22 protein-coding genes are annotated in these 26,003 nt (G+C 72.1%); 11 read left to right on the forward strand and 11 right to left on the reverse strand.

All coding sequences use genetic code 11. From position 1 onward, the window contains the following. Positions 1 to 14: 14 nt before the first annotated feature. Both AW271_RS10745 and AW271_RS10750 read left to right on the forward strand, forming a co-directional pair. Positions 15 to 2,162: an acyl-CoA dehydrogenase family protein gene (locus AW271_RS10745; protein WP_062335470.1), complete on the forward strand. Its 2,148-nt coding sequence runs from the start codon at positions 15 to 17 to the stop codon at positions 2,160 to 2,162. A 76-nt stretch (positions 2,163 to 2,238) separates the two neighbouring features. Next, positions 2,239 to 3,339 carry an NAD(P)H-dependent flavin oxidoreductase gene (locus AW271_RS10750; RefSeq protein WP_062335472.1) on the forward strand — a complete coding sequence of 367 codons (1,101 nt, stop codon included), beginning with the start codon at positions 2,239 to 2,241 and terminating at the stop codon, positions 3,337 to 3,339. Here the strand turns inward: AW271_RS10750 and AW271_RS10755 are convergent. After that, complete coding sequence (locus AW271_RS10755; protein WP_245653024.1) at positions 3,326 to 4,135, reverse strand: crotonase/enoyl-CoA hydratase family protein; 810 nt, start codon at positions 4,133 to 4,135, stop codon at positions 3,326 to 3,328. The two genes, AW271_RS10750 and AW271_RS10755, sit on opposite strands and share 14 nt — an antisense overlap. Before the next feature lie 58 nt (positions 4,136 to 4,193). Between AW271_RS10755 and AW271_RS10760 the strand changes: the two genes are divergently transcribed. The 5 genes from AW271_RS10760 to AW271_RS10780 are packed head-to-tail and all read left to right on the forward strand — an operon-like array spanning position 4,194 to position 10,245. Beyond that, the gene (locus AW271_RS10760; protein ID WP_062335476.1) at positions 4,194 to 5,726 is read left to right on the forward strand and encodes an acyl-CoA synthetase; all 1,533 of its coding nucleotides are present in this window, start codon (positions 4,194 to 4,196) and stop codon (positions 5,724 to 5,726) included. After that, complete coding sequence (locus AW271_RS10765) at positions 5,716 to 6,564, forward strand: Zn-ribbon domain-containing OB-fold protein (RefSeq protein ID WP_062335478.1); 849 nt, start codon at positions 5,716 to 5,718, stop codon at positions 6,562 to 6,564. The genes AW271_RS10760 and AW271_RS10765 overlap by 11 nt, the downstream gene beginning before the upstream one ends. Next, positions 6,564 to 7,541 carry a thiolase family protein gene (locus tag AW271_RS10770; protein ID WP_062335480.1) on the forward strand — a complete coding sequence of 326 codons (978 nt, stop codon included), beginning with the start codon at positions 6,564 to 6,566 and terminating at the stop codon, positions 7,539 to 7,541. Before AW271_RS10765 ends, AW271_RS10770 begins: the two co-directional genes overlap by 1 nt. Then, a complete protein-coding gene (locus AW271_RS10775; RefSeq protein WP_062335481.1) occupies positions 7,541 to 8,689 on the forward strand; it encodes a thiolase family protein in 1,149 nt (382 codons plus the stop codon). Before AW271_RS10770 ends, AW271_RS10775 begins: the two co-directional genes overlap by 1 nt. 5 nt (positions 8,690 to 8,694) lie before the next feature. Next, positions 8,695 to 10,245: an acyl-CoA synthetase gene (locus AW271_RS10780; protein ID WP_062336389.1), complete on the forward strand. Its 1,551-nt coding sequence runs from the start codon at positions 8,695 to 8,697 to the stop codon at positions 10,243 to 10,245. 42 nt (positions 10,246 to 10,287) lie between these two features. Here the strand turns inward: AW271_RS10780 and AW271_RS10785 are convergent, their stop codons facing one another. Genes AW271_RS10785 through AW271_RS10795 form a run of 3 tightly spaced genes read right to left on the reverse strand, consistent with a single transcriptional unit; the run spans position 10,288 to position 12,423 of the window. Next, positions 10,288 to 10,872 carry a dihydrofolate reductase family protein gene (locus AW271_RS10785; protein ID WP_062335483.1) on the reverse strand — a complete coding sequence of 195 codons (585 nt, stop codon included), beginning with the start codon at positions 10,870 to 10,872 and terminating at the stop codon, positions 10,288 to 10,290. Between the two features lie 35 nt (positions 10,873 to 10,907). Further along, complete coding sequence (locus AW271_RS10790) at positions 10,908 to 11,540, reverse strand: LysE family translocator (RefSeq protein ID WP_062335485.1); 633 nt, start codon at positions 11,538 to 11,540, stop codon at positions 10,908 to 10,910. A gap of 28 nt (positions 11,541 to 11,568) precedes the next feature. Further along, entirely contained in the window at positions 11,569 to 12,423 is an 855-nt protein-coding gene (locus AW271_RS10795; protein WP_062336391.1) for a LysR family transcriptional regulator, read from the reverse strand. A gap of 101 nt (positions 12,424 to 12,524) precedes the next feature. On the opposite strand from AW271_RS10795, the gene AW271_RS10800 reads away from it, so the two are divergent. Next, positions 12,525 to 13,478 carry a threonine ammonia-lyase gene (locus tag AW271_RS10800; protein ID WP_062335487.1) on the forward strand — a complete coding sequence of 318 codons (954 nt, stop codon included), beginning with the start codon at positions 12,525 to 12,527 and terminating at the stop codon, positions 13,476 to 13,478. An 8-nt stretch (positions 13,479 to 13,486) separates the two neighbouring features. Here AW271_RS10800 and AW271_RS10805 read toward each other — a convergent pair whose 3' ends face one another. From AW271_RS10805 to AW271_RS10815, 3 genes are all read right to left on the reverse strand, one after another. Next, a complete protein-coding gene (locus AW271_RS10805; protein ID WP_062335489.1) occupies positions 13,487 to 14,032 on the reverse strand; it encodes a hypothetical protein in 546 nt (181 codons plus the stop codon). Between the two features lie 163 nt (positions 14,033 to 14,195). After that, a complete protein-coding gene (locus AW271_RS10810) occupies positions 14,196 to 15,857 on the reverse strand; it encodes a substrate-binding and vWA domain-containing protein (protein ID WP_218008026.1) in 1,662 nt (553 codons plus the stop codon). Positions 15,858 to 15,917: 60 nt separating this feature from the next. After that, complete coding sequence (locus tag AW271_RS10815) at positions 15,918 to 17,258, reverse strand: M20/M25/M40 family metallo-hydrolase (protein WP_062336395.1); 1,341 nt, start codon at positions 17,256 to 17,258, stop codon at positions 15,918 to 15,920. Between the two features lie 177 nt (positions 17,259 to 17,435). On the opposite strand from AW271_RS10815, the gene AW271_RS10820 reads away from it, so the two are divergent. Further along, the gene (locus AW271_RS10820; RefSeq protein ID WP_062335491.1) at positions 17,436 to 18,815 is read left to right on the forward strand and encodes an aspartate aminotransferase family protein; all 1,380 of its coding nucleotides are present in this window, start codon (positions 17,436 to 17,438) and stop codon (positions 18,813 to 18,815) included. Positions 18,816 to 18,831: 16 nt separating this feature from the next. Beyond that, positions 18,832 to 19,947, forward strand: coding sequence for an alanine dehydrogenase (gene ald, locus AW271_RS10825; RefSeq protein WP_062335493.1), 1,116 nt, complete (start codon positions 18,832 to 18,834; stop codon positions 19,945 to 19,947). On the opposite strand, the gene AW271_RS10830 is transcribed toward ald, so the two are convergent. The 4 genes from AW271_RS10830 to AW271_RS10845 form a co-directional block, all read right to left on the reverse strand. Next, the gene (locus tag AW271_RS10830; protein WP_062335494.1) at positions 19,944 to 21,344 is read right to left on the reverse strand and encodes a tetratricopeptide repeat protein; all 1,401 of its coding nucleotides are present in this window, start codon (positions 21,342 to 21,344) and stop codon (positions 19,944 to 19,946) included. The two genes, ald and AW271_RS10830, sit on opposite strands and share 4 nt — an antisense overlap. Positions 21,345 to 21,402: 58 nt before the next feature. Next, positions 21,403 to 22,221: a sulfite exporter TauE/SafE family protein gene (locus tag AW271_RS10835; protein WP_083976459.1), complete on the reverse strand. Its 819-nt coding sequence runs from the start codon at positions 22,219 to 22,221 to the stop codon at positions 21,403 to 21,405. 103 nt (positions 22,222 to 22,324) lie between these two features. After that, entirely contained in the window at positions 22,325 to 22,972 is a 648-nt protein-coding gene (locus tag AW271_RS10840; RefSeq protein WP_062335498.1) for a response regulator transcription factor, read from the reverse strand. Beyond that, the gene (locus tag AW271_RS10845) at positions 22,969 to 24,090 is read right to left on the reverse strand and encodes a sensor histidine kinase (protein ID WP_062335500.1); all 1,122 of its coding nucleotides are present in this window, start codon (positions 24,088 to 24,090) and stop codon (positions 22,969 to 22,971) included. The genes AW271_RS10840 and AW271_RS10845 overlap by 4 nt, the downstream gene beginning before the upstream one ends. A gap of 127 nt (positions 24,091 to 24,217) precedes the next feature. On the opposite strand from AW271_RS10845, the gene ggt reads away from it, so the two are divergent. Continuing rightward, complete coding sequence (ggt, locus tag AW271_RS10850) at positions 24,218 to 25,966, forward strand: gamma-glutamyltransferase (protein ID WP_062336397.1); 1,749 nt, start codon at positions 24,218 to 24,220, stop codon at positions 25,964 to 25,966. Positions 25,967 to 26,003: the final 37 nt, after the last annotated feature.

The following is a 26,003-nucleotide window of genomic DNA, read 5'->3' on the forward strand; positions in this document are numbered from 1 at the left end:
TGTGGAGGGGTCAGATGGCGATCGGGCTGAGCGAAGAGCACGAAGCGCTGCGCGAATCGGTGGCGGGCTGGGCGCGGCGTCACGTCACGCCGCAGGTCGTCCGGGCCGAGTCGGCCGGCCGGCCCCCGTTCTGGTCCGGCCTGGCTGAGCAAGGGCTGCTCGGCCTGCACCTGCCCGAAGAAGCCGGGGGTTCCGGCTACGGCCTGCTGGAGGCCGCCGTGGCGGTGGAGGCCCTGGCCGAGAGGCTCGCGCCCGGCCCCTACGTGCCGACCGTGCTGGCCGGTGCCGCGATCCACGCCTCCGACGACAAGGCGTTCGGCGATCTGCTGGCGGGCCTGGCCGACGGCTCGCTGACCGGCGCGCTCGCCCTCGACGCGAACCTGACCGGCGAGGGGCGGATCTCCGGGGTGGCCGAACAGGTGCTCGGCGCGGCCGAGGCCGACGTCCTGGTGCTCCCCGTCGGCGACAGGTGGGTGGTCGTCGAGGCGTCGGCCGCCACGGTGACCCCGATCCCGGCGCTCGACCTCACCCGGGGCGTGGCGCGGGTCGAACTGTCCGACGCCGAGGCGCGGGTGCTCGACGGCCTGACCGCCGAGACCGTGCGCCACCTGGCCGCCGTGCTGCTGGGCGCCGACGCCATCGGGGTGGCCGCCTGGTGTGTGGCCGCCGCCGCCGACTACGCGAAGGTCCGGGTGCAGTTCGGCCGTCCGATCGGCCAGTTCCAGGGCATCAAGCACAAGCTCTCGCGCATGCTGGTCGTGCTGGAGCAGGCCCGCGCGACCGTCTGGGACGCCACCCGCGCCACCGGCGACGAGCGCGACTACGCGGCGGCCATCGCCGGGGTGGTCGCGCCCGACGCGGCCGTGCAGTGCGCCAAGGACGCCATCCAGACCTTCGGTGGCATCGGCTACACCTTCGAGCACGACGCCCACCTCTACTTCCGCCGCGCCCTCACGATCCGGGCCCTGACGGGCTCGTCGGCCGACTGGAAGGAGCGGGTCGCCGCGCTGAGCCTGGCCGGGGTGAGCCGGGAGATGCGGCTCGACCTGCCCGAAGACGCCGAGCCGCTGCGTGAGCGCATCCGCGGCGAACTCGCGGAGATCGCCCCGCTGGAGGGGGCCGAGCAGAAGCGGGCGCTGGCCTCGGCCGGGTTCGTGATGCCCCACATGCCGGCGCCGTGGGGGCGCGACGCGCCGCCGCTGGAGCAGGTGCTGATCCAGCAGGAGATCAAGGCGGCCGGGCTGAAGCTGCCGCAGATGATCATCGGCGCGTGGGTGGTGCCCTCGATCGCCGTGTACGGCACCGAGGAGCAGCAGCAGCGCTTCCTCCCGCGCACCCTCAGCGGGGAGCTCGTCTGGTGCCAGTTGTTCTCCGAGCCCGGGGCGGGCTCCGACCTGGCCAACGTCCAGATGAAGGCCGAGCGGGTCGAGGGCGGCTGGCGGCTCAACGGGCAGAAGATCTGGACCAGCGTGGCGCACGTCGCCGAGTGGGGCATCTGCATCGCCCGCACGTCCAGCGAGGGCTCCAAGCACGACGGGATCACCTACTTCATCGTCGACATGAAGGCCGAGGGGGTCACGGTCCGGCCGCTGACCGAGATGACCGGCGAGAACCTGTTCAACGAGGTCTTCTTCGACGACGTGTTCGTGCCCGACGAGCTGGTGGTCGGCGCGGTCGACCAGGGCTGGAAGGTGGCCCGCAACACGTTGTCGAACGAGCGGGTGTCGTTGTCGTCGGGTTCGGGCGGGACCGGCTCGTCGGTGCCCGACCTGCTCGGGCTGGCCGGGCGGCTCGGCCGGGAGCTGACGCCGGTCGAGCGGCAGGAGCTCGCCGGGGTCGTCTGCGAGGGCCACTCGATCAACGCGTTGTCGTTGCGGGTCACCCTGAAGCAGCTCGCCGGGACCGAGCCGGGCGCCGACGCGTCGGTGCGCAAGCTGCTGTCGACCTCGCACGCGCAGCACGTCTCCGAATGCGCGGTGAATCTGATCGGCCCTGCCGCCGTGACGGCGGCAGACTGGAAGCTCGGCGACGCCGGCTACTGGAACCGGGCGATCCTGGCCACCCGGGCCATGACGATCTACGGCGGCACCACCGAGGTGCAGCTCAACATCATCGCCGAGCGCATGCTGGGGCTGCCCCGCGACCCGGAGCCGGGTAAGTAAGAACCTGTTACCTAAACCTGTTCCGGGCCTGATTCAAGACCTGGAACAGGTTGCAGTTCAGTTGTAGCGTCGGGACATGCGGACCCGCGCGGCCGACATGTTCGGCCTTGAGTTCCCGATCTTCGCGTTCAGTCACTGCCGCGACGTGGTCGCCGCGGTCAGCCGGGCCGGGGGCATGGGCGTCCTCGGCGCCCTCTACTTCACCCCCGACGAGCTGGAGACCGAGCTCGCCTGGATCGACGAGCACGTCGACGGCAAGCCCTACGGCGTCGACGTCGTCATGCCCGCCTCCTACGAGGGCGCGGAGTTCGCGCCCGAGGAGCTCGTCGGGCGGCTCCAGGGCATGATCCCGGACGGTCACCGGAAGTTCGTCGACGACCTGCTGACCCGCCACGGCGTGGCCGAGTCGGACGGCGCGGCCGGGCGGGTGCTGCTCGGCTGGACCGACGCCACCGCCCGCCCCCAGGTCGAGGTCGCCCTGCGGCACCCGATAGCGCTGCTCGCCAACGCCCTCGGGCCGCCCCCCGCCGACGTGGTCGAGATGGCCCACGCCAAGGGCGTGAAGGTCGCCGCGCTGGCGTCCACCCCACGGCACGCGATCAAACAGGTCGAGGTCGGCGTCGACGTCGTCGTCGCCCAGGGCACCGAGGCCGGCGGGCACACCGGCGAGATCTCCACGATGGTGCTGATCCCGCAGGTCGTCGACGCGGTCGACGTGCCGGTGCTGGCCGCCGGGGGCATCGGCGACGGGCGGCAGGTCGCCGCCGGGCTCGCTCTCGGGGCCGAGGGGGTCTGGACGGGCTCGATCTGGCTGACCGTCGAGGAGGCCGACACCCCGGTGGCGGCCCGCGACAAGATCCTCGCGGCCACCTCGCGCGACACGGTCAGGTCGCGGTCGTGGACGGGCAAGCCCGCCCGGCTGCTCAAGAACGAGTGGACCGACGCCTGGGAGGCCGCCGACTCGCCCGGCACGCTGCCGATGCCGCTCCAGTTCATGCTGGTCAGCGACGCGCTGCGGCGCATCGGCCGGTCGGACGCCAAGGAGCTGGCCACCTTCCCGGCCGGTCAGATCATCGGCACGATGAACGACGTCAAACCGGCCAGGCAGGTGGTCTTCGACCTCGTCGAGGGCTACATCGAGGCCATGGACCGGCTGCGGGCCATCAGTGACCGGTGAACCGGGCGGGCCGCTTGTCCCGGAACGCACGGGCCCCCTCCTTGGCGTCCTCGCTGCCGATGACGGGCCAGCCGAGGGCGTCGGAGATCTTCAGCGCCTCCTCCTCCGGCACGCCGATCGTGTCGCGGTAGGCGCGCAGGATCGCCCGCACCGCGAGGGGCCCGCTGGCGGCCACGTCGTCGGCCAGCTCGCGGGCCTTCTCGAGCGCCTGGCCGTCGGGCACGACCTGGTTGACCAGGCCCATGCGCTGCGCCTCGTGCGCGCCGACCGGACGGCCGGTGAGCAGCAGGTCCATCGCGAAGGCGTAGGGGATCTGGCGGGCCAGCCTGATCGCGCTGCCACCCATCGGGAACAGCGCCCGCTTGGCCTCGAACAGGCCCAGCGTCGCGCTCTCGGCGACCACCCGCAGGTCGGTGCCGACCAGCAGTTCGGTGCCGCCCGCGACGGCGTAGCCCTCGACGGCGCAGATGATCGGCTTGGTCGGCATGGCCTCGCGGAGCAGGCCGCGCCAGTGGTAGTTGGGGATCTCGGCGGCCCTGGCGCGCACGCGTTCGTCGTCGCTCGGGCTGGCCATGGCCTTCAGGTCGGCGCCGGCGCAGAACGTGCCGCCCGCGCCGGTCAGGATGCCGACCCTGACGTCTTCTTGTTCGGATATGTACGTCCAGGCCTCCGCCAGCCCGACGAGCATGTCGGTGGAGAGGGCGTTGCGCGCCTCCTGGCGGTCCATGGTCACGATCACGACGTGGCCGTCGCGGTCGACGCGGCAGTGCGGGGTGCTGATCGGCAGGCGTTCCACGTACGTACTGTCCGACGCCGACTTCCAGAGATCAAGCGCTTGGTTGGAAGGAGCGCTCATGGGTTCACTCGGATTCTGGCGGCTCGCGCAGGCCGACCCCACCTGGATCGCCGCCGTCGATCCCGACGGCACCGAGCACACGGCCGGTGACCTGCTGGCCCGCTCGAACCGGCTGGTGCACGGACTGCGCGACCTCGGCCTGCGGCCCGGCGACGGGATCTGCGGGCTGGTGCCCAACGGGGCCGACGGGCTGGTGCTCTACCTGGCGGCGCTGCAGGCCGGGTGGTACTACACGCCGGTCAACTGGCACCTGACGGGGCCGGAGATCGCGTACATCGTCGAGGACAGCGAGGCCAGGGCCTACTTCGTGGACGAGCGGTTCGCCGCCGAAGGGGTTCGCGGCCGGGCCGGGCTCGGCCCGGAGCGGTGCTTCGCGTTCGGGGAGATCGAGGGTTTCTCGCCGATCCCGTCGGGCTCCGCCGAGACGCCGGCCGACCGGACCGCCGGGGCGACGATGCACTACACGTCCGGCACGACCGGCCGCCCGAAGGGGGTCAGGCGCGGGCTGAGCGGCCTGGACCCCGACGACATGGCCGAGCTGATGACCTCGTTGTTGCGGCTGTTCGGCATCACCCCCGGGCAGCCCAACGCCCACCTGGTCACCGCGCCCGCCTACCACACCGCCGTCACCCAGTTCGGCGGCAGCGCGCTGCACATGGGCCACACGCTCGTGCTGATGGACAAATGGGAGGCCGAGGAGACGCTGCGGCTGTGTGAGCGCTATCGGATCACCAACTCCCACCTGGTCCCGACGCACTTCAAACGGTTGTTGTCGCTACCGGAGGAGGTCCGGGGCCGCTACGACCTGTCGTCGCTGCGCTGGATGATCCACGCCGCCGCGCCCTGCCCGGTGCCGGTCAAGTCGGCGATGCTCGACTGGTGGGGCGACGTCGTCTACGAGTACTACGCCGCCACCGAGGGCGGCGGCACCCTCGCGACCCCGGAGGACTGGAAGAAGCACCCCGGCACGGTCGGCAAGGCGTGGCCGATCAGCGAACTGCTCATCGTCGATGACGAGATGAACCCCGTCGGGCAGGGCACCCCCGGGACGATCTACATGAAGATGGGCGCCGCCGCGTTCGAGTACAAGGGCGACCCCGAGAAGACGCGGGCCAACCGGCTGCGCGACTTCTTCACCGTCGGCGACATCGGCTACCTCGACGGCGACGGCTTCCTGTTCCTGTGCGACCGCAAGGCCGACCTGATCATCTCGGGCGGGGCGAACATCTACCCGGCCGAGATCGAGAACGAGCTGCTCGTCCATCCGAAGGTCGCCGACGTCGCGGTGTTCGGCATCCCCGACGACGACTGGGGCGAGCAGATCAAGGCCGTCGTGGAACCGGCGGAAGGGGTGATCCCCGGCCCCGAGCTGGCCGCCGAGCTGCTCGACTCGCTGCGGGGGCGGTTGTCGACGATGAAGTGGCCCAAGACCATCGACTTCATCGCCGAGATGCCCCGCGAACCCAACGGCAAGCTGCTGAAACGCAAACTCCGCGCGCCTTACTGGGAGGGCCGGGACAGTGCCATCTGAACCCAACCACGTATTGGAGTTCCCGGGCGGCTACACCCGGTCGACCGGGCCGGTCATCGGCCGGTTCCTCACCGAACTGCGCGCCGGCCGGATCGTCGGGGTGCGCACGGCGGCCCGCACGGTGCTGGTGCCGCCCCTGGAGTACGACCCGGCGACCGGCGAGCCGACCCTTCCGGACTTCGTCGAGGTCGGGCCCGCCGGGACCGTGCACGAGTGGACCTGGGTCGAGGAACCGCGCAAGAACCACCCGCTCGACCGGCCGTTCGCCTGGGCGCTCATCCGGCTCGACGGCGCGGACACCTCGCTGGTCCACGCGGTCGACGCCCCGGTGAAGGCGATGCGGACCGGGTTGCGGGTCTGGCCGCGCTGGCGGCCCGACCGCGTCGGCTCGATCACCGACCTCGAGTGCTTCGTGCCCGAGGTGACCACCATCGTGGCGAACGTGCGCACCGAGTACACGGTGACCCCGGGCGCGGCCCTGGCCCGCTACCTCGACGCGCTGCGCCGGGACGTCTTCCTCGCGGGCCGCTGCCCGGCGTGCGAGAGCGTCTACGTGCCCTACCGGCTCTCCTGCCCCCAGTGCGGGTCGGTCATCGAGGAGGAGCTGGAGGTCGGGCCGTCGGGCACGGTCACCACGTTCGCGATCAACAACCTGCCCGACCCGCGCGCGCCGCAGGTGCCGTTCGTGTCGGCGTACATCCTGCTCGACGGGGCCGACACCCCGATCATCGCGCTGCTGTCGGAAATCCCGGCCGCCCAGGTCGCCGAGGGGATGCGGGTGCGGGCCGTGTTCGAGGGCGGGACCGTGAAGTGGTTCGCGCCGGAACGGGAGGCGTGATGAGACCGGTCGCCGTCGCGGCGTTCGCGCAGACCACGCACACCGGCCACGACTCCGGGCTGTCGGAGCCAGAGCTGATCCTCCCGGTCATCCGGGCGGTACGCGAACAGTCGGGCCTCACCGAGTTCGGCTTCACCTGCTCGGGCAGCTGCGACTACCTGGCCGGTGCGCCGTTCTCGTTCGTGTCGGCCCTCGACGCTCTCGGCGCGTGGCCGCCCATCCAGGAGAGCCACGTCGAGATGGACGCCGCCTTCGCCCTCTACGAGGCGTGGGTGCGATTACAACACGGCGACGTCGACTCGGCCCTGGTCTACGGCTTCGGCAAGTCGTCGATGGGCGACCTGCGCGAGATCATGACCCTCCAGCTCGACCCCTACTACCTGGCCCCGCTGGGCCTCGACCAGCTCTCCTACGCGGGCCTGCAGCGGAGCGCGGTGCGCGGAGACTTCCCGGCCATCGCGCGGCGCAGCTGGGAGTCCGCTCAGACCAACCCCTACGCGCTCAAGCTTCCCGAACCCGTGGAAACGGCCCCGATCACGGACGGAGCGGCGGCGATCGTGCTGGTCGCGGGTGATCTCCTCCAGGAACGCACGAACCTCGCGCACATCACGGGCATCGCGCATCGCATAGATCCCCACTATCCGGGCATGAGGGACCTCACCCGGTCGGCCTCCGCCGCCGCTGCCGCAACGGCGGCGGGGGTCGGCAAGGGCCCTGTCGACGTCGCCGAACTGCACGTCCAGTTCGCCCACGAGGAGATCGTGCTCGCCGAGGCGCTCGGCCTCCCGGCCGGGACCCTGATCAACCCCTCCGGCGGGCCGCTGGCCGCCAACCCCGTGATGGCGACCGGCCTGATCCGGATCGGCGAGGCCGCGAGCCGGGTCATGGACGGCACCGCCGCCCGCGCCGTCGCCCACGCCACCAGCGGGCCCTGCCTCCAGCACAACCTCGTCGCCGTCCTGTCCCGGGAGTCGTGATGGGCAATCGTTGCGCGGTCATCGGGGTCGGCCAGACCCACTACACGACCCGGCGCCGGGACGTCTCCATGGCGGGCCTGGTCAGGGAGGCGGCGCTGCGCGCCCTGGAGGACGCCGGGCTCACCTTCGCCGACATCGACGCGGTGGTCGTCGGCAAGGCCCCCGACCTCTTCGAGGGGGTCATGATGCCGGAGGCGTATCTCGCCGACGCGCTCGGCGCGGCCGGGAAGCCCATGATGCGGGTGCACACCGCCGGGAGCGTCGGCGGCTCCACGGCGCTCGTCGGGGCCTCGCTCGTGCAGGGCGGCGTGCACGACCGGGTGCTGGTGGTGGCGTACGAGAAACAGAGCGAGTCGAACGCCACGTGGGCGCTGACCACCCATCTGCCGTTCACGTCGTCGCTGGTCGTGGGGGCGGGCGGCTACTTCGCCCCGCACATCCGCGAGTACATGCGGCGGTCGGGCGCGCCCGACCACATCGGCACGCTGGTCGCGGTCAAGGACCGGCTGAACGCGCTGAAGAACCCCTACGCGCACCTGAGGATCCCCGGCATCGACCGGGCCATGGTCGAGTCGACGCCCATGTTGTGGGAGCCGATCCGCTACCTGGAGACCTGCCCGTCGTCCGACGGCGCGTGCGCGGTCGTGTTGTCGTCGGAGCGGGCGGTGACCGGGACCCCGGCGTGGGTGCACGGCGGCGCGATGCGCTCCGAGCCGATCTTCCGCGCCGGGCGCGACACCGTCAGCCCGCAGGCCGGCATCGACTGCGCCGCCGACGTGTACCGCCAGGCCGGCGTGACCGACCCCCGCCGCGACCTCGACGTGGCCGAGGTCTACGTGCCGTTCAGCTGGTACGAGCCCATGTGGCTGGAGAACCTCGGCTTCTGCGGCGTGAACGAGGGCTGGAAGCTCACCGAGGCGGGGGCCACCGCCCTCGACGGCGACATCCCGTGGAACGCCTCCGGCGGGGTGTTGTCGAGCAACCCGATCGGCGCCTCGGGGCTCATCCGGTTCGCCGAGGCCGCGCTCCAGGTCCGGGGCATGGCGGGCGACCACCAGGTCGAGGGGGCCAGGAAGGCCCTCGGGCACGCGTACGGCGGAGGCGCGCAGTTCTTCGCCATGTGGATCGTCGGAGCGGAGAAGCCATGAGCCCGATGCACTTCCACCACGCCGACCTCTTCGAGGGCCTGGCCGACGCCATCGGCGACCGCACGGCCGTGGTCTGCGGCGACGACCGCGCCACCTACGCCGAACTCGACGCCGCCGCCAACCGGCTGGCCCACCACCTCGCCGGGCCCGTCGCCCCCGGTCAGCACGTCGGCGTCCACCTCTACAACGGGCTCGAATACGTGATCGCGCTGCTGGCGATCCTGAAGATCCGCGCGGTGCCGGTGAACGTCAACTACCGCTACGTGGCGGCCGAACTGCGCTACCTGTACGACGACTCCGACATCGTCGCCCTGGTCTATTCGGCCGAGTTCGACGACCGGGTCGCCGCCGCGCGCACCGACCGGATGCGGCACCTGGTCGCGGTCGGCGACTCGGCCATCGCCGACGCGGTGCCGTGGAGCCGGGCGGTCGAGGGCTCCGCCGACCGCGACTTCGGCCCCCGCGACGGGCAGGACGTCTACATCATCTACACCGGCGGGACGACGGGCCTGCCCAAGGGCGTGTTGTGGACGCACGAGGACCTGTTCATGGCCTTCGGCGGCGGCAACCCCTACGGCCCGCCGCACACCACGCCCGAAGGGGTGGTCGAGCAGGCCCGCGCCGCCGGGCCGCTCACCATGATGGCGGCGGCCCCGCTGATGCACGGCGCGGCCCAGATGGGCACCTTCATCGCGTTCTGGATGGGCGCGACGATGGTCTACGTGCCGCGCTTCGAGGCCGACGCGGTGCTGCGCGCCATCGGGCGCGAGAAGGTGGTGTCGATCACCATCACCGGCGACGCCATGGCGGTCCCGCTGGCCGACGCGCTGGAGACCGGCGACTACGACCTGTCGTCGTTGTTCGTGCTCAGCTCGACCGGCGCGATCCTGACCGGGGCCGTCCGCGACCGCCTGCAGGCGCTGCTCCCGAACGTCATGATCATGGACAGTTTCGGCTCGACCGAGTCGGGCTACACCGCCTCGGCGGTCGCCGGGTCGTCGCCGGAGTCGGGCCTGAAATACCAGCCCAACCCGAACGCGACGATGGCCGTGCTCGACGGCGCGCTGCGCCCCGTCGCCCCCGGCGAGATGGGCGTGGTGGCCAAGACCGGGCGCATCGCGCACGGCTACTACAAGGACCCGGCGAAGACCGCCGAGACCTTCGTGACCGACGCCGACGGCGTGAAGTGGCTGCTCACCGGCGACCTCGCCCGCGTGGAGGAGGACGGCACGATCCGCGTATACGGCCGCGGCTCGCAGTGCATCAACACCGGCGGCGAGAAGGTCTTCCCCGAAGAGGTCGAGGCCGTGCTGAAGGGCCACCCCGGCGTCTTCGACGCGGTGGTGACCGGCCTGCCCGACGACCGCTGGGGCCACCGCGTCGCCGCCGTCGTCGAACCCCGCACCAAGGACCTCACGGAGGCCGACCTCGACGCCCACTGCCGCGAACGCCTGTCGGGCTACAAGGTGCCCCGTCAGTACGCGTTCGTCGGCGAACTGGTGCGCTCGCCGTCGGGCAAGGCCGACTACCGCTGGGCCCGCGAACAGTTCGGCTGAGCGGCCGGCCGATGGTTCATCTGGCGGCCGCCGAGTCTGAGGTCAGCGTTTGATGTCGTAGGTCAGGTGGGTCGCCAGCGGTGAGTGCCGACAGTCGACCAGGGTGAGGTCGGCCTGGATGGTGCCGTCGAACAGGGCGGTGCCGCCGCCGAGGACGACGGGGGCGATGGTGATCGCGAGCCGGTCGACCACGCCCATGCGGAGATACTGCCGGATGACGTCGGGACCGCCGCCGATCGCGATCGGGCGCTCGCCCGCCGTCTCCCGGGCCCGCTTCAGCGCCTCTTCCGCGCCGGTGACGTAGGTGAAGCCGCTCGGCAGGTCGTCGGTGATCCGGTTGGTGAGCACGAAGAGCGGGCTGCCGAACGGGTTCTCGCCGCCCCACTGACCGCCCGCGTCGAACATGCCCCGGCCGACGATGGTCGCGCCCGCCTCGCTCATCTCGGCGATGACCTGGGCGTCGACCGGATGCAGGTCGCTGCCGGACGACGGGTTCTCGTAGGTCCACGGCCCGCCGAACACCCAGTAGTGGAGGCGTTCGCCGCCGTCGCCGAGACCGCGCCCGGGGGCCCAGTTCGGGCCGGCCACGAAACCGTCGAGGGAGGTGGTGATGCCCGCGTGAATCATGCCGTCATCGTGCCCGAGGGCACCGACAGAAACGGCTACTTCGACGGCTCCCCGGCGAACGCGGCCACCCCGCCGAGCGCGATGTAGACGACGCCGCTGCCGACGTCGAGCCGCCGCCGGGCGGCCGCCGACCGCTTCAGGCGTCCGGACAACGCGGAGGCGGCCAGGGCGTAGGCGCCGTCGCTGGCCAGGCCGAGGATCACCCAGATCAGGCCGAGCAGCACGATCTGCGGGGCCAGCGGGCCCGCGTGCGGGTCGGCGAACTGCGGCAGGAAGGCCAGGAAGAAGATGGCGGTCTTCGGGTTGAGCACGTTCACCACGAAGCCCTCGCCGAACAGGCGGGTCTTCGGGGTCGCCTCGACCACGGCCTCCTCGGCCGAACTCCGGTCCATGAGCTTGCGCACGCCCAGGTAGACGAGGTAGGCGGCGCCGGCGCACTTCACGATGGTGAACGCCGTCGCCGAGGCGGCCAGGATCGCGCTGATGCCCAGCGCGGCGGCGGCGATGTGGACGAGCGACCCGGCGTGCACGCCGAGCACCGAGACCATCCCGGCGGCGCGGCCCTGGGCGACGCTGCGGGTGACGATGTAGACCACGGCGGGGCCGGGCACGAGCAGCAGCGCCAGGGTGGCGACGGAGAAGACGGCGAGCGTCGGCAGGTCGGGCATGCCGCGAGGATAGGGACGAACCCGCTGATCACGCCAAGGGTTTTGCCAGCGCCTCCAGCAGCGCCTGGGTGGCCGGGGGGTCGGGCGGGGCTCCGTAGGTGGCGGCGTACACGTGCCTGACCGAGCCGGGCAGTTCGACGGTCCGGACCTTCGGGTTCCGGTGGGCGCGCAGGGCCAGCGACGGCAGCAGCGCCGCGCCGAGCCCGGCCGCGACCATCGCCTGCACGGCGACGTAGTCGTCGGTGGTGAACGTGATGTTCGGGGTGAAGCCCTCTTTCGCGCACACGTCGAGCAGGTGGCGGCGGCAGCGTTCGCAGCCGGCGATCCACTGGCCGTCGCGGTGGTCCCTGAGCGCGGGGCCGTCGAGGTAGACCAGGTGGCCGGGGTCGTCGAACAGGTGGCGGGTGCGGACGTCGGGGTCCTCGCCCAATCCGTACCCGAAGACCACCGCGACGTCGGCCTCGCCGGCCCTGATCATGGCCAGCGCCTCGGGCGGCTCGGCCTCGGCGATGTGCAACTCCACGCCCGGGTACGACTCCGCGAGCCGGACCCCGGCCTCGGGCACGAAGGTGCCGAGCGCGGAGGGGAAGGCGGCCAGCCTGACCCGGCCGGCCCTGAGCTGGATGAGCGCCTCGAGTTCGGCGGCGGCCGAGTCGAGCCGCCCGAGGATCTCGGCGGCGCGTTCGGCGAGCAGCTGCCCGGCGTCGGTCAGCCGGACCCCTCGGCCGACGCGTTGCAGCAGCTTCGCGCCGGTCTCGGCTTCGAGCCGGGCCAGGTGGTGGCTGACGGAGGGCTGGGCGTAGTGCAGCTCCTTGGCGGCCGCGGTCAGCGAGCCGGTGCGGGCGACGGCGACGAGTACCCTCAGGCGGACGGGGTCCAGCATCTCAACGATGCTACCCATACCGGATTAATCAACGGTGTCTATGGATTTCACCGGATATCCCTATTGGACCTATCGATCCAGGTGGGTTCACGCTGGGCGGCATGACCGACATGCGTGACATCCTCCAGGCCGCCTCGTTGCTCGCCCGGCACATCCCGCCGACGCCGATGTGGAGCTACCCCGTCCTGAACGCGGCCGCCGGGGCGGAGCTCTGGGTGAAACACGAGAACACCCAGCCGATCGGCGCCTTCAAGGTGCGCGGCGGGCTCACCCTGCTCGCCACCATGACCGACCGCGACCGCGGGGTGGTGGCCTACTCGACGGGCAACCACGCGCAGTCGGTCGCCTATGCCGCGCGCATGTTCGGCACGCCGTGCGCGATCGTGATGCCGGAGAACCCCAACCCGGCCAAGGTCGCCGCCGTCGAGGCGCTCGGCGCGACGGTCGTCGTCGGCGGGGCGACGATGGTCGAGGCCGCCGACGTGGCCCGCGCGGAGGCCGACCGGCTCGGCCGCCGCCTGATCAGCCCCGCCGACGAGCCCGAGATCATCGCCGGGGTGGGCACCCTCTACCTGGAGATCCTGCTCCAGCGGCCCGACCTCGACGCGATCGTGGTCCCGGTCGGCAGCGGGACCGGCGCGGCGGCGGCCTGCCTGGTGGCCCGGGCGCTGGCCCCGGGGTGCCGGGTGATCGGGGTCCAGTCGGCCGCCGCTCCGGCGGCGCACGACTCGTGGCGGCTCGGCGAGATGGTGCTGCGGCCGATGAAGACGCGGGTGGACGGCCTGGCCACCGGCTCGGCCTACGCGCTCCCGCAGCGGGTGATGCGCGACCTGCTCACCGACTTCCTGCTGGTCACCGACGAGGAGATCCGCGCCGCCCAGCGCCTCATGCTCACCCACGCCCACACCCTGGCCGAGGGCGCGGGCGCGGCGGCGCTCGCCGGGGTGCTCAACCGGCGCGCGGAGTTCGCGGGCACGAAGGTCGCGATCGTGGTGTCGGGCGGCAACGCGGGCCCGGCGGAACTGGCGGCTCTCCTGCAGCCGCAGCACGCCTGACGGCGGGGTCAGGTCAGGTCGTCGCGGGTCTCGTCGTCAAGCTCGTGGAGGCCCTGGCGGGTGAGCTCCAGGTCGGCCGTCAGCTGGTCGAGGGCCAGGGGAGTGACGGCGCCGCTGGTCGCGTCCAGAGCCGACAGTTCGACCACCTGGGCCACCAGGCCCTCCAGGACGATCACCGTCGACTCCAGCCGGACCAGCAGGCGTTCCCGGGTCTGCGACAACCGCGTGTGCACCTCCTCCTGCGCCGTCAGGGCCGAGATCGCGCGGTCGAGTTCGGCGGCGATCTCCGGGCGGGCCGACTCGCGGGCGTGGGTCAGCCGCAGCCGTTCCTGACGCAGGAAGTCGGGGTCGAGACGGCCGAGGGCCGCCGTGGTGACCGACGTGTGGGCGGCCAGCCGCCGCAGGATCGCGACCGTGTCGTCGACCTGGGGGCGCATCGAGGCCACCGGACCGACCAGCAACCGGCCGCGCATCGACTCGCTCAGCTCGCCGAAGGCTTCGGCGGCGCGTTCGGCGCGGGCCAGGGCGCGCTCTTCGGCGCTGGCCGGGGTCACCGGGGCGGGCGCGGCGGGCTCTTCGGGTTCGGGGGAGGCCAGGAAGGCGGCGATCAGCCAGCCCGCCAGGGCGACGGCGACGGCCGCCGCGACCGGCAGGCGCAGGGCCAGGGTGGCGAGGCCCGCGACGGCGCCCGGCAGCAGCGCCCACGGGTTGGCGAACCTAGAAATTGGCGATCACCTCCGTGAAGATCCGGTCGATCACGCCGGGGTCGCGGGAGTCGTAGGAGGCCGCCCGCGTCGTGGCGGAGATGGCCTGCAACGTCTCCAGGTCGGCGTCCGCCCCGTAGGCGATGGTGAAGACCCGCACCGGGTGCCGCCCGCGCAGGCCGTCGAGGAGGCGGTCGAGGGTGATCGTCTGCTGGACCTCGTTGCGTCCGTCGGTGAGGAGCACCACGGCGTCGATGGTGTCACTTCCGGCCTGCTCCTGTACGTGCCGGTACGCCGCCAGCGCCGTGTCGTGCAGGCTCGTGGCCCCCTGGGGGCGCAGCCGGTCGATCGCCGTCCGCAGGTCGTCGCGGGCGCCGGCGGCGATCGGGACCAGCTCCTTCCGGCCGGTCGAGAACGACCACAACCCGACCCGGTCGCGGGGGCCGAAGTCGCCGACGGCCCGTTTGGCCGCCGCCTGCGCCAGGGCGAGCTTCGATTTCCCCGTACCGGAAGCGGACGCCTCCATCGACCCCGACACGTCCATGACCATCAGCACGTTGGCCGGCTTGCGCAGCTCGGCCCAGCTCGCCAGCACCGCGTCGAGCACCTTCGGGGCCGGGACCTGGAGGATCTTCACCGGCAGGGTCTCGTCGAGGGCCCGGAAGCCGTGCTCGGCGAAGCGCCGCTGCTGCGCGGGGGCCCGCAGATAGGCCAGGAAGTCGGCGGCGACCTTGCGCTTGGCGGGGGAGGCCCATTTCAGCACGGCGTAGGGGTTGTCGGACAACAACGTGCCCTCTTTGGGATGGACGGCGACGAGCGGCACCTCGGGCCGGTCGTGCCGCCCGAGCGTCGCCGGGTCGCCCGTCGGGTTGCCCTCGTTGTAGTCCCAGACCGACTTCTCCTCGACGGTGACCGCGGAGACGTAGGACATCGCCGCCCCCGCGTCGTCGGCCCGCTGGAGGTTGGACAGGAACGTGAGCGTGGTGTCGCCGTAGTGGACGATCGACCGCTCCACCCCCTGGACGAACTTCCGCACCTTCGGCGAGGCGACGTCGCGGGTGGTCAGGTCTCCCGACACCCCGGTCGCCGCGACGTAGGCCCCGATCGTCGCGTTCAGCCCCGAGGTGGAGAAGCCCGGGTGCGTCTTGCCGAGCCGGAAGGGCCCCCACTCGGGGTGCCCGTGCCGCGCCCACCCCTCTTCCGAGGAGGCCAGCTCCAGCACGTCGCTCCAGCCCAGGGCCTTCTCAGGCCACCCGAGGGCCGCGGCCATCGGCTCGGGCATCGCGATGACCAGCGGCGTCTTCGTGATCGAGGGGGCGTCGGCCGGGATCGGCGCCGAGCGGGACCGCTGCCGCAGCAGGGTCAGCCACCCGGACGCCGCCGGGCTCCACACGTCGGGCCGCGCCCCGTCGTCGCGGCTCCAGCCGTCGGCCAGCGCGTCGAGGGCCGCGCCGGAGGCCATCGTCGTCACGGTGACCTTCCCGCAGCCCTTGCGCGCGTAGTCGGCCGCCATCTGGCGTAACAACTCGGCCTTCTCGCTGGATGCCGCGATCCGCAACCCGGCCGTCGACGGGGCGCACTCGGGATCGGCATGGACCGTCCGGACCACCACGACGACCGCACCCGCCACGATGGCGGCCACCACCGCGGCTGAGTAGCGGGATCGACGGCGCACACGGGCCTCCCACGGATGTGTCGGTATATATGCCGACGAACGGGGGCCCGCCAAAGTTCTTTAGGACGCGCCGTACTCCTGGAGGAACAGCGCCTCGGCGGTGGCGACGCGGCGGAGCTCGTCGATCACGACCCGCTCGTTGGGGGCGTGGATGCGGGCGCCCTCGTCCTCCGCGCCGAAGAGCAGAAGCTCCGCCTCGGGGAACTGCCGCTGGAGCGTGGCCACCAGCGGGATGCCGCCGCCCTGGCCGACGTCGCGCGGCTCCCGGCCGAACGCCCTGGTCATCGCACGGTCGAGGGCCGCGCGGGCCGGGCCGCCCGCCGGGGCCTGGAAGCCCGAGCCGACCGACACGTCGGAGAACGTGACGTGCGCGCCCCACGGCGCCTGCGCCTCCAGGAACGCAGTCACGTCGGACAGGGCCGTCTTCGGGTCGTGCTGGGCTGGGATGCGAATGGTCACCCGGGCCCGTGCGACCGCCTGGATGGCGTTGACCGCACCCGAGACCGTCGGCACGTCGAGGCCGGTCACCGTGATCGCGTAGGAGCCCCAGATGCGGTCGGCGATCGAGCCGGTGCCGACCAGGGAGACCCCGTCGAGCACCCCGGCGCCCGCGCGGAACTCCTCGTCGGTGCCCGCGTCGCCGTCGAAGACGCCCTGAGTCAGGCCCGGCACGCGCACGTCGCCGTCGTCGTCGTGGAGGGCGACCAGCATGCGCATCAGCGCCGACAACGCGTCGGGGGCCGGGCCGCCGAACGAGCCGCTGTGCAGGGCGTCCCTGAGCGTGCGCACCTCGACCGTGACGGCGGCCATGCCGCGCAGCGAGGTGGTCACGGCGGGGTCGCCGACGGCGGGGTTGCCGCAGTCGGCCACGATGATCGCGTCGGCGCGGACCAGCTCGGGGTTCTCCTCGACGAACCGCTCCAGGCGCTCGCCGGCGTACTCCTCCTGGCCCTCGATGATTACCCGCACGCCCACGGGGAAGCGGCCGTCGAAGGCACGCAGCGCGGCGAGGTGGGTGATGATGCCGGACTTGTCGTCGGCGGCGCCCCGGCCGTACACGGCGCCGTCGATCTCGGTGGGCTCGAAGGCCGGGGTGTCCCACAGGGCGGGGTCACCGGGGGGCTGGACGTCGTAATGGGCGTACAGGAGCACGGTGGGGGCGCCGGGAGGCGCCGGGGCCTCGGCGTAGACGGCGGGGAAGCTGCCCGCGACCGGGATCTGCCGCACGGTCGGCAGACCGGCGTCGCGCAGCAGCGACTCCACGGCCGCGGCGGCGCGGTGCACCTCCTCCTCCGGATGCCCGGGGAAGGCGACCGACGGGATAGAGACCAGCGCCTTGAGGTCCTCCACCGCGCGGGGCATGGCGGCGGCGACGGCGTCTTCGATGTCACCAGGAGTCATGCGCCCCATCGAACCACAAACCGGGCACGGTCTAGACGACCGACGAATTTCGTCGCCGTTACACGTGGATATCGAGGAATCCGAAGCTCTTTCAATTTGCAACCACGTTTTCCCTTGGCAGATGTCTGGCAGGCAATGCACACTGACAGCGGAGCTCAGACACCAAGGGAAGTATTGATGACGCACCCCGAAGACCTGCAGAGAGCGGCTCACGACAACCTCTGGATGCACTTCACCCGCCACGGCGCCTACGAACACGCCGAGGTCCCCATGATCGTGCGGGGTGAGGGCGCCTACATCTACGACGTCAACGGAAAGCGCTACCTCGACGGCCTCGCGGGCCTCTTCGTGGTGCAGGCCGGTCACGGCCGCAGCGAACTCGCCGAGGCGGCCGCAAAGCAGGCCCAGGAACTGGCCTTCTTCCCGCTGTGGTCCTACGCCCACCCCAAGGCGGTGGAACTGGCCGCCCGGCTGGTCGAGCACACGCCCGGCGACCTCAACCGGGTGTTCTTCACCACAGGCGGCGGCGAGGCGGTCGAGACCGCCTGGAAGCTGGCCAAGCAGTACTTCAAGCTGACCGGCAAGCCGCTCAAGCACAAGGTCATCAGCCGCCAGATCGCCTACCACGGCACCCCGCAGGGCGCCCTGTCGATCACCGGCATCCCCCTGTTCAAGCAGATGTTCGAGCCGCTGGTGCCGGGTTCGGTCCGGGTGCCGAACACCAACCACTACCGCGCCGACGAGATCACCGGCGTGCCCGGCATGACCCCCGAGCAGTACGGCATCTGGGCCGCCGAGCGGGTCGCCCGCGCGATCGAGATGGAGGGCCCCGACACGGTGGCCGCCGTCTTCGTCGAGCCGGTCCAGAACGCCGGCGGTTGTTTCCCGCCCCCGCCCGGCTACTTCAAGCGACTGCGCGAGATCTGCGACGAGTACGACGTTCTGCTCGTCTCCGACGAGGTCATCTGCGCCTACGGCCGCCTCGGCACCATGTTCGCCGGGGAAAAATTTGACTACGTACCGGACATCATCACGTCCGCGAAGGGTCTGACCAGCGGGTATTCTCCACTTGGAGCGATGATCTGCTCCGACCGGCTCTTCGAGCCGTTCAAGTCGGGGACTGAGATGTTCGCCCACGGCTACACGTTCGGCGGACACCCCGTGTCGGCGGCCGTGGCCCTGGCGAACCTCGATTTGTTCGAGCGCGAAGACCTGCTGGGTCACGTGACCCGCAACGAGGGCGCGTTCCGCGCCACCCTGGAGAGGCTCTACGACCTGCCCATCGTCGGCGATGTGCGGGGCAGCGGGTTCTTCTGGGGCGTCGAGCTCGTGAAAGACAAGAACACCAAGGAGACCTTCACCGCCGACGAGTCGGAGCGCCTGATCCGGGGCTTCCTCTCCAAGGCGCTGTTCGAGGCAGGCCTGTACTGCCGGGCGGACGACCGCGGCGATCCCGTGGTCCAGCTCGCCCCGCCGCTCATCTGCGGCCAGAAGGAGTTCGACGAAATCGAATCCATCCTTCGCGGAGTCCTCACCGAAGCCTGGGCTCTGCTCTGAGAAAGGAACCCCGAAGATGAAGATCGGCGTGCCCGCCGAGGTCAAGAACCACGAATATCGTGTCGCCGCGACCCCCGCGGGCGTCCACGAGCTGGTCGTCCACGGCCACGACGTCCATGTCCAGCGCGGCGCGGGCCTCGGTTCGCACATCCCCGACGAGGAGTACCTGGCGGCCGGCGCGAAGATCGTCGACTCCGCCGACGAGGTATGGGCCGAGTCGGAGATGATCCTGAAGGTCAAGGAGCCGATCGCCGAGGAGTACCACCGGCTCCGCGAGAGCCAGGTGCTCTTCACCTACCTCCACCTGGCCGCCTCCCGGCCGTGCACCGACGCCCTGCTCGAGAGCCGCACCACGGCCATCGCCTACGAGACGGTCCAGGTCGGCGGCGCGCTGCCGCTGCTGGCCCCGATGTCGGAGGTGGCCGGGCGGCTGGCGCCGCAGGTGGGGGCGTACAACCTGATGCGCTTCAACGGCGGCCGGGGCGTGCTCCCGGGCGGCGTGCCCGGCGTGGCCCCGGCGAAGGTCGTCGTCATCGGCGGCGGCGTCTCGGGCCTGCACGCCGCGCAGATCGCGGTCGGCATGGGCGCCGAGGTGACCATCCTCGACGTCAACATCGACCGGCTGCGCTTCATCGACGCGATCTACCAGGGCCGCCTCAAGACCCTGGTGTCCACGTCGTACGCCATCGAGACGGCGTGCCTGGAGGCCGACCTGGTGATCGGCGCCGTGCTGATCCCGGGCGCCAAGGCCCCCCAGCTGGTGTCGAACGCGCTGGTGGCCCGCATGAAGCCGGGTTCGGTGCTGGTCGACATCGCCATCGATCAGGGCGGCTGCTTCGAGGACTCCCGCCCGACCACGCACGCCGAGCCGACCTTCACGGTCCACAACTCGATCTTCTACTGCGTGGCCAACATGCCGGGCTCGGTGGCCAACACCTCCACCTATGCCCTCACCAACGCCACCCTGCCCTACGCGGTCAAGCTGGCCGACCAGGGCTGGAAGAAGGCGCTGGCGGGCGACGCCGGGCTCGCGCTCGGGCTCAACACCCACCAGGGTCTCGTCACCAACGAGCCGGTGGCGGTGGCGCACCAGCTGCCGTACACCCCGGTCGGCGCGGTCATCGCGGCCTAACTCAGGCCCAAACGTTTTCGCAGGTCACGGGCCGTCTCCAGGACCCGCTCCACTTCGGTGGGGGTGGGCCAGGGGGCGGTCCCCGGCCGTAGCAGGGTGGCCCGCACCGCCGCGAGGTGCTCGATCGCGCCGACGTGCAGGCCGCTCTTCTCCGACAACCACGTGATCGGGTCGATCGGGTCGCGCAGCCGCCGGGTGACCATGTCCCAGGTGCCCAGGATCTCGCTCAGCTCGGCGACGTCGAGGCTGGTCTCGCCGCGCCGTCCGGCCGCCGCGACGGCCAGTTCGGCCCGCGCGGCCAGTTCGGGCTCCGCGGGCCGGTCCCAGCCCGGGGTCTTCGGCAGGTTGCTCCACCGCTCGGCCTCCATGGCCCGGTCGGTGGCCATCAGCAGCGTGGCGAGTTCGAGCGCCGCCCGGTAGTGGCCCTGCGCCGCCGCCTGCCGCAACCAGTGTTCGCCGCCGCTCATGTCGGCGTGCTCGGCGATCAGCAGCAACCCGAAGTTGTACGCCGCCTCGGCGTCGCCGCTCGCCGCCGCGCGCCCGAACCAGTGGGAGGCGGCCCGCGCGTCGTCGAGTTCGACGCAGACGAACCCGGCCATGCGCTGGTCGTCGACCCGCCCCGTGCCGGCGGCCCGCTCGAACCAGGCCCGCGCGGTGCGCAGGTCGCGCCGGGCCAGCGCGAGGTTGCCCAGCTGGGAGGCCGCGCCCGGGTGGTCGTGCTGGGAGGCCAGCCGGTAGAGCACCTCGGCGCCCTCGGGGTCGCGCAGGGCGTGCAGCAGCAGCCCCAGATGGTAGGCGGCCTCGGCGTGCCCGCCCCGGGCCGCGAACTCCCACCAGTGCCGCGCGTCGCCCTCCTCGCCGCCCGAGTAGCCGAGGAATCCCAGGTCGTGGGCGCTGGTCACATCGCCGTCGAGGGCGGCCCTGCGGTGCCAGTCGCGGGCGCGCGTCAGTTCTCCCGCGTCCTCGCAGAGCAGCGCCAGTCTTCTGGACGCCCGCCGCGACCCGGCGGAGGCGGCGGTCTCGTACCAGTGGAAGGCGGCGGGGGCGTCGCCCTTCTGCTCCAGCAGCAACGTGGCCAGGTTGGCGGCGGCCTCGGCGTCGCCGGTGCCGGCGGCCAGTTCGTACCAGCGCAGCGCCTCGTCGAGCGAGCCGTGCTTCTCGTGCCACTTGCCGAGGTTGAAGGCGCTGTCGACGTTGCCGGCCCCGGCCGCCCGCTCCCACCAGTGGCGGGCCGCCGAGCGGTCGCCGCGCTGGGCGTAGAGCCGCCCCAGCAGGTGGGCCGCGCGGGCGTCCCCCGCCTGAGCGGCGGCGTGCAGATCGTCGCCCTCGCCGTCGGCGGCGGGGCGGGGCGGCGGGACCTGCGCGGTCCGGGCCGACACCTCAGGCCACATTGTCATGCCGGACAGAGTTGCATGTAACAGTCTGGTCACGGAGGGTGATTGCCAGTTTCTTACCTCAGCGGATGCTGACGAATCCCGAGAACATGCCCATGCCGCACGAGTATCGGATCGTCCCCGGCCCCCGCGCCGGGAGCCGTATCGTCACCTGCCCGGTCTCCGGCAGGGCGACGTCGCGGCCGTCGATCGCGACCGTGGTGGTGCAACTGCGGTTCTTGTCGGTACGGAAGACCACGACGATCTCCCGATGGGCCGCGACGGAGATCGCCGCCGGCCGGAACCCGTCGGGGGTCGCCCAGACCACGTTCCCGGCCGAGGCGGCCACGGCGGGGCTGTCGGGCAACCAGCCGCCGAGGCGCACGCCCGAGAAGACGGTGAAGAGACCGGCCGCGATCACCACTACCCCGGCCCACCGGGCCAGCCGCTTGAGGACGATCCCGACCAGGGCGAACGCGGGAGAGCTCCCCAGCACGAACCCGCCCATCAGCACCGCCCCCGCGAGCGCCGACCCGCTGGAGACCGCTCCGAGCTCGGTACTCAGCGTCACCCCGCACGGGACCAGGACCGTCGCGGCCCCCCGCGCGAACGGGCTCCCGGTGAGCGGCCGGCACGCCATCGGCCGGCGCAGCAGCACGATGCCCGCGACCACCACCCCGGCCCCCGCGACGACCAGCACCAGGGCTCTGACCTGCGGTGCGAGGACCAGCACCCCGCCCACGAGGCCCAGCAGCGAGCCCAGGAGGAGGTGGGTGACGGCCCGGCCGAGGAGAAAGGCCCAGATGCGGTCGACCCCCGCGATCAGCCCACCCTGGACGGCCGTGCACGACACGGAGCCCGCGAGCAGCCCGGCGCCCACCCCGCCGGCGAACAAGGCCATCACCAGCGCAACCTAACGTGACCGGCCGGACGCGAGAAGTAGCCCGGAGGTCACTCCCTCCGCACCTGGCCGCAGCACGGAAAGCGCTTACCGGGCTATTTCATCACGTCCATCCCGGCCTGACCAGGCCCGATTCGTAGGCGATCACCACGAGCTGGGCGCGGTCGCGCGCCCCGAGCTTCATCATCGCCCGGCTGACGTGGGTCTTCGCCGTCGCGGGCGACATGAACAACTTCCCGGCGATCTCGTCGTTGGTCAGCCCGTTGCCCACCAGGGCGAGCACCTCGCGCTCGCGCTCGGTGAGCGAGCCCAGCTCCTTCGGCACGACCGGCGCCTTCGCCCGCGACGCGTACTCGGCGATCAGCCGCCGGGTCACGCCGGGCGACAACAACGCCGCGCCGCCCGCGACCACCCGGACGGCCTGGATGAGCTCGGCCGGTTCGGTGTCCTTGACCAGGAAGCCGCTCGCGCCGCCACGCAGCGCCTCGAAGACGTACTCGTCGAGCTCGAACGTGGTCAGCATGACCACCTTCGGCCCCGGCGGCATCAGCCGGACCGCCGTCAGGCCGTCGGTGCCGGGCATGCGGATGTCCATCAGCACCACGTCGGGGGAGTGCTCGGCGGCCAGCCGCACCGCCTCGGCGCCGTCGCCGGCCTCGGCGACCACCTCCATGCCGTCCTGCGCGTCGAGCAGCGCCCGGAACCCGGCCCGGACGAGGGCCTGGTCGTCGGCCAGCAGGATCCTGATCACGGGCTCTCCTTCGCGGGGATCGGGGCGGGGATCGGGAGGGTCGCGGCCACCCGGAAACCGGTGTCGTGGGGGCCCGCCGTCAGCGAGCCGCCCAGGGCCGAGGCCCGTTCGCGCATGCCGGGGATGCCGTTGCCGCCCCCCAGGTCGGTGACCGCGTCGCGTTTCCCGGCGCCGTCGTCGGTGACCGTGACGGCCAGCACGTCGTCGCCGTAGTCGAGCGTGACGACCACCGACGAGCCGGGGGCGTGCCGCGTCACGTTGGTGAGGCTCTCCTGGACGATCCGGTAGGCCGCCCGGTCGGGGCCGTGGGGGATCGGCCGGACCTCGCCGGTGCGCAGCAGCTTCACGTCGAGGCAGCTGCGGTCGGCCAGGTCGTCGAGGCGGTCGAGCCCGGCGGTCGGGTTGCGGGGCGCGCCCTCGCGCAACACGTCGAGCACGCCGCGCATCTCGCTCAGCACGTCCTTGGACGCCGTCTTGATCGTCGACAGGGCGCTGCGGGCCTGCTCGGGATGGGTCTCGATCAAATGGAGCGCGGTCGAGGCCTGCACGTGGATGAGCGAGATGTTGTGCGCCAGCACGTCGTGGAGCTCCTGGGCCATGCTCAGCCGCTCCTCGCTGGCCTGCCGCCGCTCCTCCTCGGCCGCCTTCTGGGCCTTCTCGGCCCGGCGTTCGCGGAAGGCCCGGATCCACTCGGCGAAGACCAGCACCAGCAGCAGGCACGCCGCCACGGTGAGGTTGTGGAACCAGCCGGCGGTTCCGTCGGCGAACCAGGTGGTGTAGACGACGACGAAGACCAGCGACGCCAGGCCCCCCGCCCAGGCGGGGCGCCGGTGACCGGAGACCAGGGTGTGGACGATCATGATGATCGGCGTCAGGAACACCGGCCCGTAGGCGAAGCCGCACGCCAGGTAGACCGCGGTCGCCGCGAGGGTGACGGCCATCGCCTCGACGGGCCGCCGCCGCATCCACAGGATCATCGCGGGGCCGACGAGCAGGAGCAGGTAGCCCCGCCAGTCGAGGGGGGCGCGGGTGGGCTGGCCCATCTGGGCGCCCAGAGACGCGACGGTCTGCACCACCGCCGCGGCGATGGTGTGCACCACGTCCCTGCGCTCGACCACGGTGTCACGTTAGGCGACGCCAGTGGGCATGACATCCATCAGCGGGGGAAGCCCGCACTACACCTCGGGGCGTACCGGGTCTTGACATGTCCGGTCATCCTTGGATGATCGCAAAGTGGAGGTGACCATGAGACGCGTCACAGGCGCCGCGCTCGGGATCGTCGTGCTGGGGGCGCTCGTCGCCCCGCCCGCCCAGGCCCGGCCCCAGAACCGGCCGCAGGTGGAGAAGAAACCCGTCGCCGAGGGCTACGGCGGGGCCGTGGCCACCGTCGACCTGGAGGCCAGCAAGATCGCGCTCGGCGTGCTGAAGGACGGCGGGAACGCCATGGACGCCGTCGTCGCCGGAGCCGCCGCGCTCGGGGTCACCGAGCCCTACTCGGCCGGGCTGGCCGGCGGCGGCTTCATCGTCTACTACGACTCCCGCTCCCGCCGCGTGGTCAACATCGACGGCCGCGAGACCGCCCCGGCGAAGATGACCTCCACGACCTTCGAGGGCATCCCCTTCGACCAGGCCGTCACCAGCGGCCTGTCGGTCGGCGTGCCCGGCTCGGCGGCCCAGTGGGACCTGGCGCTGCGCCGCTTCGGCACGATCTCGCTGAAGAAGGCCCTCAAGCCCTCCGTCGAGCTGGCCCGCAGGGGCTTCCCCGTCGACCAGACCTTCTACGACCAGACCGCCGCCAACGCGGCCCGCTTCGCCGACTTCACCTCCACGGCGGCCCTCTACCTGCCGGGCGGCGCGCCACCGCCGGTCGGCTCGACGTTCCGCAACCCCGACCTGGCCCGCACCTACCAGGAGCTCGCCGACAAGGGCCCCTCCTGGCTCTACGGCGGGAAGCTCGGCCAGGAGATCGTCGCCACCGTCAAGAACCCGCCCGTCACCCCCGGCTCGGCTCGGAACGTGCGGCCGGGCCTGATGGAGGTCGCCGACCTGCGGGCCTACCGGGCGCTCACCCCCGAGCCGACCAAGGTGCGCTGGAACGGCCTCGACGTCTACGGCATGGCCCCGCCGTCCTCCGGCGGCTCCACGGTCGGCGAGGCGCTCAACATCCTGGAGAACGTCGGCCCGGTCGGCCTGGGCGACTACCTCAACGCGAGCCGGCTGGCCTTCGCCGACCGCAACGCCTACGTCGGCGACCCGGCGTTCGTGGACGTCCCGCTGAAACAGCTCCTGTCGGAGGGCTTCGGCAAGGAGCGGGCCTGCCTGATCGGCGACACCGCGCTGGCCCACCCGGCCGCCCCCGGTCAGCCCGACGGCGTCTACGGCCCCTGCGCCGGCCCCGCTCCCGCGCCCGAGTCCAAGGAGCAGCAGCCCGAAGGGCCCGAGACCACCCATCTGGTGGCCTCCGACCGGTGGGGGAACGTGGCGGCGTACAACATCACCATCGAGCAGACCGGCGGCGCCGGGATCGTGGTGCCCGGCCGGGGTCTCCTGCTCAACAACGAGCTGACCGACTTCACCTTCGGCCCCGCGCCGGGCGACCCCAACCTGCCCGCCCCGGGCAAGCGCCCGCGTTCCTCGATGGCGCCGACGATCGTGCTCGAGAACGGCCGGCCGCTGCTGGCGGTCGGCTCGCCCGGCGGCGCGACGATCATCACGACCGTGCTGCAGATCCTGCTCAACCGCTTCACGTTCGGCATGTCGCTGCCCGACGCGGTGGCCGCCCCGCGCGCCTCGCAGCGCAACATCGCGGCGACCCAGGCCGAGCAGGGCTTCATCGACGCCCACGGCGCCGAGCTGACCGCCCAGGGTCACACGTTCGCGCTCACTCCGGAGATCGGCGCCGCGACCGCGCTGGAGTTCCTGAAGCACGGCAAGGTCCAGGCCGTCGCCGAACCGACCCGAAGGGGCGGGGGCAGCGCGCTGGTTGTTTGGTAAACACGTCAAAACCGCCGGCGGGCGCGGTCGCCGGCGG

The organism is Herbidospora sakaeratensis (genome assembly GCF_001570525.1).
GTDB classification, from domain to species: domain Bacteria; phylum Actinomycetota; class Actinomycetes; order Streptosporangiales; family Streptosporangiaceae; genus Herbidospora; species Herbidospora sakaeratensis.